11 protein-coding genes are annotated in these 18,179 nt (G+C 68.8%); 7 read left to right on the top strand and 4 right to left on the bottom strand.

Annotated features, from left to right (window positions below; genetic code table 11):
* Positions 1–157: 157 nt before the first annotated feature.
* Positions 158–4,966, bottom strand: a complete 4,809-nt coding sequence (locus OVY01_RS16820) for a YhdP family protein (protein ID WP_267848722.1) — start codon at positions 4,964–4,966, stop codon at positions 158–160.
* A 116-nt stretch (positions 4,967–5,082) separates the two neighbouring features.
* On the opposite strand from OVY01_RS16820, the gene glnE reads away from it, so the two are divergent.
* Positions 5,083–8,154 (top strand): bifunctional [glutamate--ammonia ligase]-adenylyl-L-tyrosine phosphorylase/[glutamate--ammonia-ligase] adenylyltransferase, encoded by a 3,072-nt coding sequence (glnE, locus tag OVY01_RS16815; RefSeq protein ID WP_267848721.1) that lies wholly within the window; start codon positions 5,083–5,085, stop codon positions 8,152–8,154.
* Here glnE and recN read toward each other — a convergent pair.
* Together recN and OVY01_RS16805 are read right to left on the bottom strand one after the other, a co-directional pair.
* The gene (gene recN / locus OVY01_RS16810) at positions 8,151–9,878 is read right to left on the bottom strand and encodes a DNA repair protein RecN (protein WP_267848720.1); all 1,728 of its coding nucleotides are present in this window, start codon (positions 9,876–9,878) and stop codon (positions 8,151–8,153) included. The two genes, glnE and recN, sit on opposite strands and share 4 nt — an antisense overlap.
* Before the next feature lie 22 nt (positions 9,879–9,900).
* Positions 9,901–10,824: an NAD kinase gene (locus OVY01_RS16805; protein WP_267848719.1), complete on the bottom strand. Its 924-nt coding sequence runs from the start codon at positions 10,822–10,824 to the stop codon at positions 9,901–9,903.
* A 141-nt stretch (positions 10,825–10,965) separates the two neighbouring features.
* On the opposite strand from OVY01_RS16805, the gene hrcA reads away from it, so the two are divergent.
* From hrcA to OVY01_RS16790, 3 genes are all read left to right on the top strand, one after another.
* Entirely contained in the window at positions 10,966–11,988 is a 1,023-nt protein-coding gene (gene hrcA, locus OVY01_RS16800) for a heat-inducible transcriptional repressor HrcA (RefSeq protein ID WP_267848718.1), read from the top strand.
* A 79-nt stretch (positions 11,989–12,067) separates the two neighbouring features.
* On the top strand, positions 12,068–13,303 hold the full coding sequence (gene hemH / locus OVY01_RS16795; RefSeq protein ID WP_267848717.1) for a ferrochelatase: 1,236 nt from the start codon (positions 12,068–12,070) through the stop codon (positions 13,301–13,303).
* Complete coding sequence (locus OVY01_RS16790; protein WP_267848716.1) at positions 13,300–13,737, top strand: RNA-binding S4 domain-containing protein; 438 nt, start codon at positions 13,300–13,302, stop codon at positions 13,735–13,737. Before hemH ends, OVY01_RS16790 begins: the two co-directional genes overlap by 4 nt.
* Here OVY01_RS16790 and OVY01_RS16785 read toward each other — a convergent pair.
* Positions 13,703–13,870, bottom strand: coding sequence for a hypothetical protein (locus OVY01_RS16785; RefSeq protein WP_267848715.1), 168 nt, complete (start codon positions 13,868–13,870; stop codon positions 13,703–13,705). The genes OVY01_RS16790 and OVY01_RS16785 overlap by 35 nt on opposite strands.
* Before the next feature lie 181 nt (positions 13,871–14,051).
* Here OVY01_RS16785 and grpE point away from each other — a divergent pair, with 181 nt between their 5' ends.
* The 3 genes from grpE (at position 14,052) to dnaJ (ending at position 18,179) form a co-directional block, all read left to right on the top strand.
* Entirely contained in the window at positions 14,052–14,714 is a 663-nt protein-coding gene (grpE, locus tag OVY01_RS16780; RefSeq protein WP_432422268.1) for a nucleotide exchange factor GrpE, read from the top strand.
* Positions 14,715–14,897: 183 nt separating this feature from the next.
* On the top strand, positions 14,898–16,841 hold the full coding sequence (gene dnaK / locus OVY01_RS16775; RefSeq protein ID WP_267848713.1) for a molecular chaperone DnaK: 1,944 nt from the start codon (positions 14,898–14,900) through the stop codon (positions 16,839–16,841).
* 204 nt (positions 16,842–17,045) lie between these two features.
* Positions 17,046–18,179: a molecular chaperone DnaJ gene (gene dnaJ / locus OVY01_RS16770; protein WP_267848712.1), complete on the top strand. Its 1,134-nt coding sequence runs from the start codon at positions 17,046–17,048 to the stop codon at positions 18,177–18,179.

The raw sequence follows: 18,179 nt of genomic DNA, 5'->3' as shown, positions 1-18,179 counted from the left end.
TCGGACCCGACAGGGCCGGATCCGGGTTCGACTCCGTATCGGCTCCGTATCGGCTCCGTGCGGCGGCCGGTCGGACACGTCGGTCGGGTACTTCGGTCGGGTACCTCGGTCGGGTACCTCGGTCGGGTACCTCGGTCGGGCAGATCGAATCCGCGGTTCAGTCCGGCGCAAGCGCTGTCTTTGCAGGCATGTTACCGCGATTGGGGTCGGTGCGTTGGACGTGTGGCGCGGACCACGAACCGGTGACCGCATAGTGCCGCGTCAGGCTGCGCGACAGCGGTCCGCTCAGGGCGAGTTGCGCCACGAGACTGCTCAGACCCAGCACGGGGTTGACCACCGCCGCGGCGATCGATGCCGATCCCGCGTTCAGATTGGGCACGGCGGTGACATGCAGATCCAGCCGTCTGTCGGGAATGTCGGCCGTGCCGTCGAGCATGACGTCCGCCGGCAGCGTCGTCAGCCGGCCATCGCCGACGGTGACGACGCCGCGGGCGATCTGGCCGGTGCCGTCGATCCGGTCGAAGGCCAGGCCCTTGCCGAAGATGCCCCTGAAGTCGAGCTGCATGAAGCGCGCGAGACCTTGCAGGTTGATGACGCCCAGCAGGCGCGCCGCGCCCTGATTCACCTTCAGGATCTGCCCGCGTTTGAAGTCGAGCGCGAGCTTGCCCTCCAGCGTATGCGCATCGATACGGGTCGGCGTACCCTGCCAGCGAACCGAGCCCTCCGCCGTGCCCGCGCCGCCGCGCAGCAGGTTCGGCATGCCGAGCTGGCCGAGGAGGGCGCCGCCGTCGTGCACCGTCAGATGAAACGCGACATCGGTGGCGGATTGGGGCAACGCGGCGTTCCGGCTCTCGGCGGTGGTGCGCCAGTTGCCGGTGGCGAGCAGTTGCGCCGCGGGCGAACCGAGCGCGAAGCGGTCGACGGTCCAGACGGGCGCGCCCCCCGCCTCGAGGTTGTGCGCGAGCAGTTCCAGCTTGCCCAGACGGCGGTTGTCGACCACGACGTCGTCGGCGACCAGATCGATCGCCGGAAAGTGGCGAATCGGCTGGCCCGGAGGCGTCGCCGCTGCATCGGTGGCCGATGCCGCCGATGCCGCCGATGCAGCGGCAGCCTGCGCCAATGCGGGATCCGCGGCCGGCACCGTCAGCTTCGAGAAACGGGCGTGGATCGCGCCGCCGCCCTGCGGCTGCCACTCGGCGGCGCCCACGATCTGCTGCGAATCGATTTGCGCTTCCCAGCCCCGCATCGGATTGCGGTTGCCGGTGATGACCACGTCGTTCCAGTGGCGCGTGAGCAGCGTCAGCGCGCCGATGTCGATATCGAAGCGGCTCGGCAGCCATTGGGCCATCCCGCCTGACGGGGTCGCGCCGCCCGTATGGAAGCGGGACGCGCGTTCGGGCGCGTGTCCCGGCGCTGCGAAGGAGAAGGTCGCGGGGGGGCGCGTGTCCGCGTTCGCGGGCGCATCGGCGGCACGCGTCGCACCGTCCTCGGTGGCGAAGGGCGTCGGTACCGACGGGACGGACGGGGCCGGGGCAGCGAGGGACGCCCCGGGGGGAACGGCGGTTGTCGACGCCGTGGTGCCGAGGGTGCCCGCCACGGCGCGCCAGGCGTCGGCATCGAAGCCCTGGAGCGTGACCGCGGCCGTCACGCCGTGCCGCGGCATCGCCACGGGCCGGTTGACGGCGATCGCGCCCGCGAGCACCTCGGGCGCGCTGCCGCTGCGCCGCAGATAGGAAGCGCGTACCGCACCGGCGATCAGATCGATGCGTTGCAGCGGTGCGGGCAGCGGTGTGGGCAGCGTCGCGGCGCGCGCGTTACGTGGGAAGGCCCTGAACGACGGCAACACCGCCGGGCCACCGAGCATCGCGGTGGTGTCCGCGGCAGGCGGCAGCGTGCCGTCGTCCTGGAGAAGGGTGCGCCAGTCCAGCGAAACCGGCATCGGCGTCTGCGCCGTTTTGCCCAGCGGCGCGGGGAGATCGATGCCCAGACCCACCAGATCCGAGGCGACGTGAAAGGTCGGCGCGCCATGGCCGACGCGGTGCAGTTCGCCCTGGTAGCCGGTCGTGCCCGACAACCGGCGCAGGATCGCGGCGATGGCGGGACTGAGATGGCTGGCGGCGCCGTTCATGCCGCCGCTCCCTGCGCCGATCTGCGCAAGCGCGGCCTGCGGCGCGACGCGACCGCCGATGCGGGCGTCGACGCTGCCATCGCCGCGCAGGTCGCCGCTCACGGCGATGTCGCCGCCCAGCAACTGCGCGTGCACCCCGTTCGTGTGGAGCGTATGTTCGGTGAACGCCACGTCGCCGACGAGCGCGTCGAGCGGCGGCAGGCCGTCGCGCACGAGGGTGTCCTGATCGAAGCGCAGCGTGCCCGCGACGTGGATGCCGTTCTTGTGCGTCGACGCTATGCGCGGCGGGGCGGCCGGTACGGCCGGTGCGGCCGGGGCCGCCGGTGCGGCCGGTGCGGCCGGTGCGGCCGGTGCGATCGCGGCGGGCGGATGGGCGACGACGCGTACCGGTCCGGGACTGGCAGTCGCGGTGGCGCCAGTCGCGGTGGCGTCAGTCGCGGTGGAGTCAGTCGCGGTGGCGCCAGCCGCAGTGACGGCGGCGCGGCGGCGCGGCACCGCGAGGTGCAGTTTCAGCGCTGCCCGGCCCTGCGCATGCAGGTTCTCGGCGGCCCGGCCGCTCCAGTAGCCGAGGGGGCTCGCGTTCACGTAATGCAGATAATCGTCCAGCGGGCCCGCGGTCGTGCCGTCGATGAGCAGATCGCGCGTCGTGTCGCCGAGATCGGCGATGCGGCCGGCGAGGGCGTTGACCCGCACGCCCTGGTAATGGCCGTCCGTGACGTCGAAACCCAGCCGGCGGCCATCGACGAAAAACCGTCCGGCGACATCGTCGAAGGCGGGCCAGCGTTCCTCGTCGCCATTGGCGAGGAAGATGGCCGGATGCGGCGATAGATCCACCTTGCCGTGCGCGAACGGGGCGCTGATGCGAAACACGCTCGCCTCGTGCGGCGTGCCGTCGAGATCGGGGCCATGGGGGTAGGGCAGATCCGGCAGGCGGCCGTGGATGTCGAAGCGCGCCTGACGGGCGTCGCCGGCAAGAAAGGCGTGCGCGAGGTAGCCACGCAGCGCGGCGCCGATCGACGTCGGCAGGTAGCGCGGGATCGATGGCACGGCGGCCCGGTCGAGCTGACCGCTCAGGTCGAGCCGTCCCGTCGCCGCGCGATGCAGATCCGCCTGGAAACGGGCCTGCAGCCGTCCGGCCGCGTCCGCGTTGGCGAAACGCAGCGACGTGAGCCGCGCGTCGAGGCGCGGCTGCCCCCCGCCGGCGGTCAAGGTCCAGCGGGCTTCGCCGTCGAGCGTGTCGAAGTTGAGGGTCGGCGCGTCGAACAGTCCCCGGATCGTGAGACCGGCGTCGCGCGAGGCCAGTGTCAACCGGCCGCCGTCCTGGTTGGCATCGATCGCCCCACGCAGATTGTGAAATCCCGGCACGCCGATGTGCGGATGACCGGCCGCGTTGCGTCCGGGCGCCTCGGGTTGCGCCGCGAGGCTGACGCCGTCCAGACCCGCGTGGAGCGCATAGCGCAGCAGCGGTTGGTTGCCCTGCACCCGGGCGTCGTGGACGGCGGCTGCGTTGGCGGGCGCCTGCCGCTCCCATGCCGCGCGGTAGTCGGTCAGCACGCCGTGCGGGTCGAAGCGGTCGAGATTGCGCTTCAACCGCATGGGCAACGGCAGGGCACGGCTGAAATCCGCGAGCAGCCCGATGTCGACGACGTCGCCGGACAGGCTGATCCGCTCGCCGCGGCCCACGCGCGCCGGCCTGAACGTGCCGTCGAAACGCGCGATGTCCAGCATCCGCGTGACCGGCGTGCCGTCGGCGAGAGCCGGCTGATCGGCGATGTCGAACGACACATCGCGCACCGACATGGAATACGTCTCGTCGCGCTCGGTTGCCGAGAAATGCATCGCAATGCGCGGCATCGACAGCGCCGGCAGGCGCGGCCGTACCTGGAGTGCCAGGTCCTGCCCCTGCAGCGCGCCGCGCACCTGGTCGGGGCGGCCGTCGGTGAAATGCAGCCAGGCGCGGGTCTGCATCCGCCCGTCGGTCGCAGCGATCGGCAACGACAGATAGCGGCCGACCTTGACGAGATCGAGCGTCGAGCTGTTCAGATAGACGGTGCCGGTCCAGTTTTTCGGATTGCCGATGGCGCCGGCGCGCCCCTCGAGCAGGTTGTCGAGCGTGCCGGCCAGCAACGCATGACGGAACTGCGCGCGCAGGTCGAGCGTGCCGAGCGCGGGATCCGCGAACGCGCCCTGCGCGCCGAGGCGGTGCGCGTGCCCGTCGTTGAGGAGCGCGAGACGCAGGTCGCGCAGCGTCAGTTCCGGCGCGTCGCGCGTCTGGTCGCGCCAGTGCAGCGCCGTGTGGCGCAGGATGATCGCCTGCTGGGCGAGCAGCCAGTTCGTGAAGCCGTAGGGATTGCCGCCATGCTTGCCGAGCATGACGCCGGCGACCGCGATGCGGCCGTCGCGCCCGCGCGTGGCGAGCAGGTCGGCGCCGTCGATCTCGAGAAGGGTGAAAATCGGCTTCAGGTGCAGCAGGGAACGCCAGGCGGGAACCGCGCGCGCGGAGGCGACCTGCAGCGCCGGCCGGCCGTCGGCGCCCTGGATCTGCAGGTCCGAGACGATGATTTCCGGCGATAGCGATTGCCAGCGCGCGTCGAGCCGGCCTATGCGCACCGGCGCGTGCAGCGCCTTGCTGGCCGCCGCCTCGATGCGCGGGCGCAAGGCGTCGATATGCGGCAGGACACCGTAGCGCAGCGCGAGGACGATCGCGCCCACCCCGAAGTAGAGGACGAAGGCGACGCCCAGCAGGCAGCGCAGCACCCGTTTGAGCGCGTGTTCGGTCGCGGACGGCGGACTTCTGCTGGAATCGACAGGATCGGAAGGCGCGCGGCGATCGGGCATGCTGCGTGGAGGCGGGCGGGCTATGGTAATTTCAGGACGTTGTTCCAATGTAACACAACGCCCGGCATCTGCCCGCCGCGCCGGCGCGGCCCGCCGGGAATTCGAGATCCGTGATCATGGCCCAAGCAAATCGTTTCCCCGGGCGCCCCGCAGAGGGTGGCGCAGATGGCCCCGCCGCCCACTTCGCGGATCTGTTGTGCGCCGAGTATTCGCGTTTCGCGCAAAGGGCCTTCGAGGCGCGCCCCGACGTGCGCCGCTTCGTCGTCGAGGCGCATCGCACGCCGCTGACGCGACAGGCGCTGGAAGCCCGCTTCGATGCGCATCTCGCCGTGCGTCTCGCCGCATCGCCGGCCGCGTCGGCGGGCGACGCCGACACGCGCCATGCGGCGCTGTGCGCCGCGTTGCGCCTGCTGCGCACCGACGTGTTCTGTCTGCTGATGGCGCGCGATCTCGCCGGGCTGGCCGGACTCGACGAGGTCACCGGCACGATGAGCGATCTGGCCGAGGTGACGGTAGGCCGCGCGCTCGTGTCGATCGAGCGCGCCTTGAGCGCGAGTTTCGGCGTGCCGCAGACCGCGTCGGCGGGCGCGGCCGGCAGCCGGCTGCCGCTGACGCTGGGCGTCGTCGGCATGGGCAAGCTGGGCGGGCGCGAGCTGAACGTGTCCTCGGACATCGACCTGATCTTCGTCTACGAAGAAGAGGGCGAAACGGCCGGCGGAACGCGCGCGGCAATCTCGAATCACGACTTTTTCACGCGCGTCGCCCGCAAGCTGATCGGCGCGCTCGCCGAACGCACCGCCGAGGGCTACGTATTTCGCGTCGACATGCGGCTGCGGCCGAACGGCGACTCCGGGCCGCTGGTTGCCAGCCTCGCTATGCTGGAGGAATACTTCTACGTGCAGGGGCGTGAATGGGAACGCTACGCGTGGATCAAGGGGCGGCTGCTGCCGCCCGAGGGCGGCGAGGCCGGCGATGGCGATGGCGGCGACGCGCACCGCCGACTCGCGGCGCAGCTCGACGCGCTGGTCCGGCCGTTCGTCTATCGTCGGTATCTGGATTTCGGCGTGATCGATGCGATTCGTTCGCTGCACGAGCAGATCGGGCAGGAGGCGCGGCGGCGTGCATCGTTGCGTCCCGAACTCGCCGACGACGTCAAGCTCGGGCGCGGCGGCATCCGCGAGATCGAGTTTGGCGCCCAGGTCTTCCAGCTGGTGCGCGGTGGTCAGGATGCCGGGCTACGCGTGCGGCCGACCCTGCAGGTGCTGGCCCGGGCCGCCGAGCGCGGCCTGATCGGCGCGGCCAGCGTGCACGCGCTGGACACCGCCTACCGTTTCCTGCGTCAGCTGGAGCATCGTCTGCAGTACGCCGACGACGCGCAGACGCATGCGATGCCTGTCGACCCGCCGGCGCGCGCCCGGCTGGCCGCGTCCCTGGGTTTCGCCGACTACGCGGCGCTGCATGCGGCGCTGGATGCGCATCGCGCCGTCGTCGAGCGGGAATTCGAGGGTATCTTCGACAAGCCCGACAGGCAGGGCGACCCGGATGCCGCGCCGGCGGCGGACCGGGCAACGGCGGGTGCGCCGGCGGCGGCGGGCAGCGTGGCGGCGCGGCTGCGGCAGGCCGAACAGGCGATGCGCGAACTCTGGAGCGATGCGTTGTTCGATCCCGCGTCGTCGACCGCGCTCGAAACGGTGGCGGCGGGGCTCGGCTATCCGGGCGCGGTCGTCGCGCGCCTGCGCGCCACGCGCATGTCGCTGCGCTATGTGCAGATGCCGCTGCCCAGCCGCGCGCGTTTCGACGCGCTGGTAGAGCGGGCGCTCGCCGCGGCGCGCGCCGCCGGCCCGGATGGTCCGGACGCGCCGGTCGCCCGTCTCGACGCGCTGGCCCGCCTGCTGGATTTCCTGGAAAAGATCGGCGGGCGCAGCGCCTATGTGTCTCTGCTGACCGAGTATCCGGCGGCGTTGCAGCGGGTTTTCTCGGTGCTGGGCAATTCGCAGTGGGCCGCGCGCTATCTGATCACGCACCCGCAGTTGCTCGATGAACTGCTCGACGACGACGCCATCAATGCGCCGTTCGACTGGGCGGCCTTCACTGCGGGGCTGCGCGTGCGGCTGGCCGCCAGCGACGGCGTCGAACAGCAGATGGATCAGATCCGCCATGCGCAGCATGCCGAGGTGTTCCGCATCCTGCTGCGCGATCTCGCCGGCCACCTGCCGGTGGAAACGATCAGCGACCGGCTGTCCGAACTGGCCGACGCGGTGCTGGGCGTGACGCTGGAGACGGTCTGGCGGGCGCTGCCGAACCGCCCGGCGTGCGACGGCGATCAGCCCCGGTTCGCGATCATCGCGTACGGCAAGCTCGGCGGCAAGGAACTGGGCTACGCGTCCGATCTCGACCTGATCTTCCTTTACGACAATCCGCACGCAAGCGACGACGGCGCGGAAACCTATGCGAAGCTGGCGCGGCGTCTCGTCAGCTGGTTGACGACGGCCACCGGTGCCGGGCTGTTGTACGACATCGACCTGCGCTTGCGTCCGAACGGCTCGTCGGGCTTGCTGGTCACGCCGCTGGAAGCGTTCCGGCAATACCAGTTGGGTTCGGGCGTGCAGGCGAACACGGCGTGGGTCTGGGAACACCAGGCGATCACGCGCGCGCGCTTTTGCGCGGGCGACGCGCGCATCGGCGCGGCCTTCGAGACGATTCGCGCGGCGGTCATCGCCAGCGTGCGCGCGCCCGACGTGCTGGCCGCCGAGATCGTGGCGATGCGGGAGCGCAGCCGCGAAGGGCATCCGAACCGGAGCGCGCTGTTCGATATCAAGCATGATCGCGGCGGCATGGTCGATATCGAGTTCATCGTCCAGTATCTGGTACTCGCGCACGCCGCGCAGCATCCGGTGCTGGTGCGCAATACGGGCAACATCAGCCTGTTGAACGCCTGCGCGGCGCTGGAAATCGTCACCGCGGCCGAGGCGGAGGCGGTGGGCGGCGCCTATCGGCGCTACCGCGCCCTGCAGCACCGGTTGCGCCTGGACGGCGCGGCCGAGGCGCGCGTGCCCGCGGACGGCGTCGCGCGCGAGCGGCAGGCGGTGCTGGCGTTCTGGGACCGGACATTCGCGCTGCCGGCCGCGCGAGGCACGCCTGGCGCGGCCGGCACGCGCAGCGGCCCCGGGGCGCCGCCAGGCGACTAGGTCGTCAGCATTTCCCTGGCGTGCCGGCGCGAGGTCGGCGTGATGGCGATGCCGCCCAGCATCCGCGCGATTTCCTCGACGCGCGCCTGGGCGCTGATGCGCGAGACGGTGCTGACGGTGTCGGCCGTGCCCTCGGCGCCGTCGCTGCGCGGGGCTTTCGCCACGCGCAGGTGGCTGTCGCCGCGTGCGGCGACCTGCGGCAGATGCGTCACGCACAGCACCTGGCGGATCTGCCCCAGCTGGTGCAGCAAACGCCCGACCACCTCGGCGACCGCGCCGCCGATGCCGGTGTCGACTTCGTCGAAGATCAGGGTCGGCGTCGGGCTGGCGCTGCTGGCGATCACCGCCAGCGCCAGACTGATGCGCGCCAGCTCGCCACCCGAAGCGACCTTCGACAGCGGCCGCCGTGGCACGCCCGGGTGGCCGGCGACGCGGAACTCGATCTGTTCGAGGCCGTGCGCGCCGCCCGTGTCGAGCGGCAGCAGCGCCACTTCGAAGCTGCCGCCCGCCATCGACAGCTCCTGCATGCCGGCGGTCACGGCCGTCGACAGCGTCGCCGCCGCGCCCTGGCGGGCGGCCGACAGCGTGCGCGCCACCGTCCCGTAGGCCTCGGCTGCGCGGTGTTCGGCGGCGTTCAGCGCGTCGAGGTCGGCCTCGGCGTCGAGCGCCGTCAGACGCGCGCGGCGCTCGCCCAGCGCGTCCCCGAGGGATTCGGGCGCGATGCGGAACTTGCGCGAGGCCGTGTGCAGCGCGTCGAGCCGGCCCTCGACCTCGGCCAGGCGCTGCGGGTCGAGATCGAGCCGTTGCGCGTAGTGGCTCAGCGAATAGGCGGCTTCCTGCAACTGGATCTGGGCCGGTTCGAGCGCCGCGAGCGCGTCCTTCAGCCCTTCGTCGATTTCCGCCAGTGCCTGCAGCCGCTGGGTGATCGACGCGACGCGCCCCACCAGCGCGTCGTCGGACTCGGACAGCGCATCGCGCGCCATGCGCACCCCGTCGATCAGGCTGGCCGCGTGCGACAGCCGGCGGTGTTCGTTGCCGACCTCTTCCCACTCGCCGGGTTGCGGCGCCAGGCGGTCGAGTTCCGCGACCTGCCAGGCGAGTTGTTCCCGTTCGAGCTGAATTTCCCGTTCGCGCTGGTGTGCCGCCTCGGTCGCGGCGCGGGTCGCGCGCCAGGCCTGCCAGGCCTGGTGCACCTGCGCGGCCAGCGCGACGAGCCCGGCATGGGTGTCGAACAGGGTGCGCTGCGCGTCCGCGCGCATCAGCAACTGGTGCGCGTGCTGGCCGTGGATGTCGACCAGCATCTCGCCGAGTTCGCGGAGCTGCCCGAGCGTCGCCGGCGTGCCGTTGATGAAGGCGCGCGAACGGCCGCTGCCGGCGTCGATGACGCGGCGCAGCAGGATGGTCTGCGGCACGGCGTGCGGGGGAGCTTGTGCAGCAGACGAGGCAGCGTCTGCGCGCCCGCGCGCGGGCTGCTCGAGCGCCTGTTCGATCAGCCAGGCCGCGGCGCCGGCGGGCGCGTCGAATTCCGCGCTGATGTCGGCGCGGGCCGCGCCGGTGCGCACCACCGCGCCATCGCCGCGCGCACCGAGCGCGAGCGCGAGCGCGTCGATCAGGATCGACTTGCCTGCGCCGGTCTCGCCGGAAAAGACGGTGAAACCGGTGTCGAGTTCGAGATCGAGTACGTCGACAATGACGAAATCGCGGATCGAGAGATGACGTAGCATCGCGTGGCGGAGCCTAGAGGAGTCAGGAAGAGCGCGGTTCGTTGGCGGGATGTTCGTTCCAGTAGAGCTTCTTGCGCAAGGTTGCGTAATAGCTATAGCCGACCGGATGCAGGAAGGGCACGCGAAACGACGAGCGGCGGATCTCGATCGTGTCCTCCAGTTCCACCGACGTGAACGACTGCATGTCGAAATTGACGTTGACCTCGCGTCCGCCGATCACCTGGATGCTGATTTCCGAGCTGTCCGGCAGGACGATCGGCCGGTTCGACAGCGATTGCGGGGCGATCGGCACGATCACCATGCCGCCGAGTTGCGGGTGCAGGATCGGACCCTGCGAGGCGAGCGCGTAGGCGGTCGAGCCGGTGGGGGTGGCGACGATCAGGCCGTCCGAGCGCTGCGTGTACATGAAGCGTCCATCCACCACCAGCCGCAGGTCCGCCATGCCGGAGAAGCCGCTGCGGTTGACGACGACGTCGTTGAAGGCCAGCGCATCGTAGATCGTCTTGCCGGAACGCACGATCCGCGCCTCCAGCAGGCTGCGCTCCTCGCGCTCGAACTGGCCGTCGAGCAGTTCCGGCACCACCGTTTTCATGTCCTGGATCGGGATGTCGGTGATGAAGCCCAGCCGGCCGTGGTTCACGCCGATCAGCGGGGTGCTGTAGCGCGCGAGTTCGCGGCCGATGCCGAGCATCGTGCCGTCGCCGCCCAGCACGACCGCGACATCGGCCTGTTCGCCGATTTCCTGCGTGCTGGCCACGCGCGGCGGGTGCCGCAGGCCGCCGCCATTGCGCGCCAGATCGATTTCCGTCGCGGTGCCGGCCTCGAAGATCAGCGTGAAGCCGCGCCGCTCGATGCTCTCGGCCAGGCGCAACAGCGGCTCGCCGATGCCGGGGGTGTTTTGTCGGCCGATCAGCGCGACGGTCTTGAAGGGTTTGCCGTTATCCATGAGGCGATTACACCACAGCCGCGGAGCCAATAGTGTAAGGGCGCGGCCCGACACCGTGCAATCGCGGCGCAGGCGCGACGCCGCGCCGCTGCGGCGCAGGGATGCCGCATCGCGCACGCCGTATTACGATAGAATTCGAGCATGCTCGACCCACGCGCCCAGACTCTCCTGAAAACACTGATCGAACGGTATATCGCCGAGGGTCAGCCTGTCGGCTCGCGTACGCTGTCGAAGTTCTCGGGACTGGAGTTGAGCCCCGCGACGATCCGCAACGTGATGTCGGACCTGGAGGAGCAGGGCCTGGTGGTCAGCCCGCATACGTCAGCGGGGCGCGTGCCGACGCCGCGCGGCTATCGTCTGTTCGTCGATACGATGCTGACCGCGCAGCCACTGTCCGATGACGCCGCGGTCAAGTTCAAGGTCGCCCACCGCCTGCAGGCGGGGCAGCCGCAGAAGGTGGTGGCGGCCGCGGCCAGCGTGCTCTCCAGCCTGTCGGAATTCGCGGGCGTGGTGCTGACGCCGCGGCGCAGCCAGACCTTTCGGCAGATCGAGTTCATGCGCCTGTCCGACAAGCGCATCCTGCTGATCATCGTCACGCCCGAGGGCGACATCCAGAACCGGATCATGGCGACGCAGCGCGAATACACCGCGTCGCAGCTGATCGAGGCATCGAACTACATCAACGTGAACTACGCCGGCCTGTCGTTCGACGCGGTGCGGCGCCGGCTGCGCGCGGAAATCGACGCGGTGCGCACCGACATGACCACGCTGATGCAGGAGGCGGTGGAGGCGAGCAGCGAGGAAGCGTCGGACCCCGGCGACAATCTGTTGATCTCGGGTGAGCGCAATCTGCTGGAAATCACCGATCTCTCGTCCAGCATGGAACGCATGCGCCGGCTGTTCGATCTGTTCGACCAGAAAACCGGCCTGCTGCAACTGCTCGACGTGTCGAGTCACGCGCAGGGCGTGCAGATCTTCATCGGCGGCGAATCCCATCTGGTGCCCATGGAAGAGATGAGCGTGATCACCGCCCCGTACGAGGTCGACGGCAAGATCGTCGGCACGCTGGGCGTGATCGGGCCGACGCGCATGGCGTACCAGCGCGTGATCCCGATCGTCGACATCACCGCGAAACTATTGTCCCACGCGCTCAGCCAGCACTGAGTTCGGTATTGACCTCCCGGTGCCGCCCGCCCCGTACACGAGCCGGCCGTGCCGCGTGCCAGAAAAAGGAAGACGTTTGATGTTCGCCAATACCCGTGCCGGCACGACCCTCGCGGCCGACACTCCCGCCCCTGGTTCCACGCCCGTCTCGCCGCAGACGATTTCCGATGCGCAGCCCGGCGCGAGCGACTTCGCCGACGCGAATCGCGAGGCCAACGCCGGTTCGCCCGCGGCGGCGCGCGCGCTGGCTCCCGCGCCGTCCACGGCCCCGGACGGCGCGCCGCGTGTCGCGGTGCTGCTGATCAACCTGGGCACGCCCGACGCGCCGACGCCCAGGGCGGTCGGCCGCTATCTCGCCGAATTCCTGTCGGATCCGCGGGTGGTCGAGATTCCGGCGGTGGTCTGGCAGGTGATCCTGCGCGGCGCGATCCTGCCGCTGCGCTCCCGCTCGTCGGCGAAGAAATACGCGTCGGTCTGGATGCCGGAAGGCTCGCCGCTGCGGGTCTACACCGAGCGGCAGGTCACGGCGCTGCGGGCGCGTTTCGCCCGCGATGGTTGCGATGCGACGGTCGACTATGCGATGCGCTACGGCCAGCCGAACATCCCGGACACGCTCGACCGGCTGATCGCGGCGGGCGCCGAGCGCATTCTGCTGGTGCCGATGTACCCGCAATACTCGGCCTCGACGACCGCAACGGCCTTCGACGCCGCGTTCACGGCGCTCAAGCGCATGCGCAACCAGCCCGAGCTGCGAATGATCAAGGGGTATGCGGCGAACCCCGCCTACATCGCGGCGCTGGCCGAGCAGGTGGCCCGCCATTGGCGCGAGCATGGCGAGCCGGATTTCGCCGCCGGCGACAAGCTGGTGCTGAGTTTCCACGGCGTGCCGAAACGTACGATCAGGAAAGGCGACCCGTATTACGCGGAATGCCTGGAAACCGGCGCGCGCCTGACCCGGGCGCTGGGCCTGAACGACACCCAGTGCCTGATCACGTTTCAGTCGCGCTTCGGCAAGGAGGAGTGGCTGCAACCGTACACCGAGCCGACCCTGATCGAACTGGGCCGCACGGGCACGCGTCGCGTCGACATCTTCTGCCCGGGGTTCACCGCGGATTGTCTGGAAACCATCGAGGAGATCGGCATGGAAGTGCGGGACGCCTTCCTGGGCGCCGGCGGCCAGGACTATCGCCGGATTCCCTGCGTGAACGACGCCGATGGCTGGATCGCCGGTCTGTCGACCATCTGCCGCGACAACCTGGCCGGCTGGCCGGGCGTCGAGCGTGTCGAGCGCGTTGTGCAGCAGGACGCACCATGAGCAAGACCGCTCCGGCCGTGGGCGGCAAACCGCTGGCGCTCACGCGCGTGCGGATCGACAAGTGGGTCTGGGCCGCACGTTTCTTCAAGACGCGTTCGCTGGCTGCCCAGGCGGTCGAGAAAGGGCGGGTGCGGATCGGGCCGGACGGCGGCGAGACGGTGAAAGCGGCGCGCGACGTTCGCGTCGGCGACACGGTGACGGTGGAAATCGAGCAAACGGTATGGGAGGTGGCGGTCGTCGGCATCAGCGACGTACGGGGACCGGCGCCGGTGGCAAGACTGCTCTACGAGGAAACCGAATCGGGCCGCGCGCGGCGCGAGGCCGAGGGTGCGCGACGGCGCCTGTATCGCGAGCCCGGTGCGGAACGGGACGGGCGGCCCACCAAGCGCGAACGCCGCACTATCGACAGATTCGGCACACCGGATGGAGATTGAACCAGTCGCCGGCGACTGCGCGGGCGCTGCCGTATTCGGAGGTGCGAGCCGTCACGACGCCCGACATGCAGATGGTCGTGGTGCCCGCGACGAGCACCGCCAGGATCAAGGCCACCGCGAAGGTCAGTTTCATTTTCAATCTCTTTGTTTGACTCGACGTGTCCCGCGACACGACCAGCGCATTCTAACCTGCAATAAGCGGGCCACAAGACTGCAAGCCGTTGATTCGGGTAAAGAATGTAACCTTCTGTTGTCTGTGTTGCCGAAGCAACAGGTGTTTCTTACCAGACCTTGAAAAAACGCGTGGCGGCCCCATGTCGGAGGGTATGAAGCCACCACCCCTAGACAACACCGGACGGGAAGACAGCATGCAAGAAAACGCCGCGAATCGTGATCAGGACCCGAACCACGCCGAAAGCGCACATGACGCGACGCAGGCCCCGCACGCGGGTGCGGCCGGCCAGGAGACCGCCCACGCAGTATCCGATCAGATCGACGGCGCCGTGGACAATAATGGCGCAGCCCACGCCGCGGCACTGGCGGAAGCGCAGGCACAGGTCGCGGCACTGAAGGAGGATTTCCTGCGCGCCAGGGCCGAGACCGAAAACGTGCGGCGCCGGGCGCAGGAGGACGTTTCGAAGGCGCACAAGTTCGCCATCGAGAATTTCGCCGAACACCTGCTGCCGGTGATCGACAGCCTCGAGGCGGCGCTCGCGGACCAGGCGGCCGACATCGGCAAGCTGCGCGAAGGCGTCGAGCTGACGCTGCGCCAGTTGACCTCGGCGCTCGACAAGGGTCGCGTCACCGCGATCGCGCCCGCCGTCGGGGAGAAATTCGACCCGCACCGTCACCAGGCCATCTCGATGGTGCCCGCCGATCAGGAGCCGAATACCGTCGTGACGGTGCTGCAGAAGGGCTTCGTGATCGCCGAGCGGGTGCTGCGTCCGGCGCTCGTGATGGTGGCCGCGCCGAAATAAGCGTCGAAACCGGCATGGAACGGGCCGATACGGTCCGATTTCGGGCCGGGACCGCGGTTTTTTTTAACCTGTGCCATGCGCAGGGTCTTGAAAAAAGCCCGCCCGCATCCACTTCCTGAACATATCTGAATACCGAGAGGCACTGCCTCGCAATATGGCCCGAGGGCCAGGAGAATCATCAAGATGGGCAAGATCATCGGCATCGACCTGGGCACGACCAACTCGTGCGTGGCTGTGATGGAAAGCAAGCAGTCCCGGGTCATCGAAAACGCGGAAGGCACGCGCACCACCCCGTCCATCATCGCCTACCTGGAAGATGGCGAGATCGTCGTGGGCGCGCCGGCCAAGCGCCAGGCAGTCACGAACCCGCGCAACACCGTCTATGCGGTGAAGCGTCTGATCGGCCGCCGGTTCGAGGAAAAGGAAGTGCAGAAGGACATCGGCCTGATGCCCTACAAGATCGTGCGCGCCGACAACGGCGACGCCTGGGTCGAGGCGCGCGGCGACAAGCTCGCGCCGCAGCAGATTTCGGCCGAAATCCTGCGCAAGATGAAGAAGACCGCCGAGGACTATCTGGGCGAGACCGTGACCGAGGCCGTGATCACGGTGCCGGCGTACTTCAACGACAGCCAGCGTCAGGCGACCAAGGACGCCGGGCGCATCGCCGGTCTGGACGTCAAGCGCATCATCAACGAGCCGACCGCGGCGGCGCTGGCGTTCGGTTTGGACAAGACCGAGAAGGGCGATCGCAAGGTGGCGGTGTATGACCTCGGCGGCGGCACGTTCGACGTGTCGATCATCGAGATCGCGGATGTGGACGGCGAGAAGCAGTTCGAAGTGCTGTCGACCAACGGCGACACCTTCCTGGGCGGCGAGGACTTCGACCAGCGCATCATCGATTACATCATCTCCGAGTTCAAGAAAGACCAGGGCGTGGATCTGGGCAAGGACGTGCTGGCGCTGCAACGCCTGAAGGAATCGGCGGAAAAGGCGAAGATCGAACTGTCCAGTTCGCAGCAGACCGAGATCAATCTGCCGTACATCACGGCGGACGCGAGCGGCCCGAAGCACCTGAACCTGAAGATCACCCGTTCGAAGCTCGAAGCGCTGGTCGAGGACCTGATCGAGCGCACGATCGAGCCGTGCCGCGTGGCCATCAAGGACGCGGGCGTCAAGGTCGGCGAGATCGACGACATCATCCTGGTGGGCGGCATGACCCGCATGCCGAAGGTGCAGGAAAAGGTGAAGGAGTTCTTCGGCAAGGATCCGCGTCGTGACGTGAATCCGGACGAGGCCGTCGCCGTCGGCGCCGCGATCCAGGGCGAAGTGCTGTCCGGTGACCGCAAGGACGTGCTGCTGCTCGACGTGTCGCCGTTGTCGCTGGGCATCGAGACGCTCGGCGGCGTGATGACGAAGATGATCACGAAGAACACGACGATCCCGACCAAGCACACGCAGGTCTACTCGACGGCCGACGACAATCAGCCGGCCGTGACGATCAAGGTGTTCCAGGGCGAACGCGAACTGGCATCGGGCAACAAGCTGCTCGGCGAGTTCAATCTCGAAGGCATCCCGCCGGCGCCGCGCGGCACGCCGCAGATCGAGGTCACGTTCGATATCGATGCGAACGGCATCCTGCACGTCTCCGCCAAGGACAAGGCGAGCGGCAAGGAGAACAAGATCACGATCAAGGCAAACTCCGGTTTGTCCGAGGCCGAGATCGACCGGATGGTGAAGGACGCGGAGGCGAACGCGGCGGAGGATCACAAGCTGCGCGAGCTGATCGATGCGCGCAACTCGGGCGAGGCGCTGGTGCACAGCACGCAGAAGGCACTGACCGAGCATGGCGACAAGGTCGATGCCGACACCAAGGGCAAGATCGAAGCGGCGATCAAGGACGTCGAGGAAGCGCTGAAGGGCACCGACAAGGCCGCGATCGACGAGAAGGTCGGCGTGTTGAGTCAGGTGTCGCAGCAGTTGGGCGAGAAGATGTACGCCGATGCCCAGGGCCAGGCGGGCGGTGACGCCGGCGCGGCGCCGGGTGCGGCGGGACAGGCGGGTGCTTCGTCGGCCAAGCCGGAAGACGACGTCGTCGACGCCGACTTCAAGGAAGTCAAGAAGGACTGAGTTGGGCAAGCAGGGCTGGCTCAGGACGCACATGCGCGCGTACGCGAAAGCGTACGCAACCGAGTCAGGCCGAACCGCTCAAGGCGGTGCGTAGTGGCGGTCGGGGCCGGAGGTGGCGACACTTCCGGGGCCGATCGCCATGCGTTTTTTATCGCCACCCTACAGCGCACACGCCCTCCCGGAGGGACCTGACAAGGCACGACCATGGCAAAACGCGATTTTTACGAAATTCTTGGCGTCGCGAAGACCGCCACCGACGACGAACTGAAGAAGGCGTATCGCAAGCTCGCGATGAAATACCATCCGGACCGTAATCCGGACAACAAGGAATCGGAAGAGAAGTTCAAGGAAGTCAAACAGGCTTACGAGATGCTCTCCGACCCGAACAAGCGGGCGGCCTACGATCAGTACGGGCACGCGGGCGTCGACCAGAGCATGGGCGGCGGCGGCGCGCAGGGGTTCGGCGGTTTCGCCGATGCGTTCGGCGACATCTTCGGGGATATCTTCGGCGGTGGACAGGCGGGCGGCGCGCGCGGTCGGGGCGGTCCGCAGGTCTATCGCGGCGCGGACCTGCGCTACAGCATGGAAATCACGCTGGAGCAGGCGGCGAACGGCTATGACTCGCAGATCCGCGTGCCGGGCTGGACCGAGTGCGAGGTCTGTCACGGGCATGGCGCGAAGCCGGGAACCTCGGCGCAAACCTGTCCGACCTGCGCGGGCCAGGGCAGCGTGCGCATGTCGCAAGGCTTCTTCAGCGTCCAGCAGCCCTGCCCGAAATGCCATGGCACCGGCAGTTATATTCCCGAGCCGTGCGGCAACTGCCATGGCGCCGGCAAGATCAAGCAGACCAAGACGCTCGAGGTCAAGATTCCGGCCGGCATCGACGAGGGGATGCGGATCCGCTCGGCGGGCAATGGCGAGCCGGGCGTGAACAGCGGGCCGTCGGGGGATCTGTATATCGAGATCCATATCAAGTCGCATGAGGTGTTCGAGCGCGACGGCGACGATCTGCATTGTCAGATGCCGATCTCGTTCACGACCGCCGCGCTGGGCGGCGACATCGAGGTGCCGACGCTGGCGGGCCGGGTGACCTTCCCGGTTCCCGATGGCACGCAGTCGGGCAAGACCTTTCGCCTGCGCGGCAAGGGCATCAAGGGATTGCGCTCCAGCATTCCGGGCGATCTCTACGTGCATGTGGTCGTCGAGACGCCCGTGAAACTGACCGAGACGCAGCGCGAACTGTTGCGCGATTTCGAGCGTTCGCTCGACGAGGGCGGCTCGCGGCACAATCCGCAGAGCAAGAGCTGGTTCGACAAGGTCAAAAGCTTTTTCGAATAA

It is taken from the genome of Robbsia betulipollinis (genome assembly GCF_026624755.1).
Taxonomy (GTDB): Bacteria; Pseudomonadota; Gammaproteobacteria; order Burkholderiales; family Burkholderiaceae; genus Robbsia; species Robbsia betulipollinis.
This window is presented reverse-complemented; position numbering and strand designations above follow the sequence as displayed.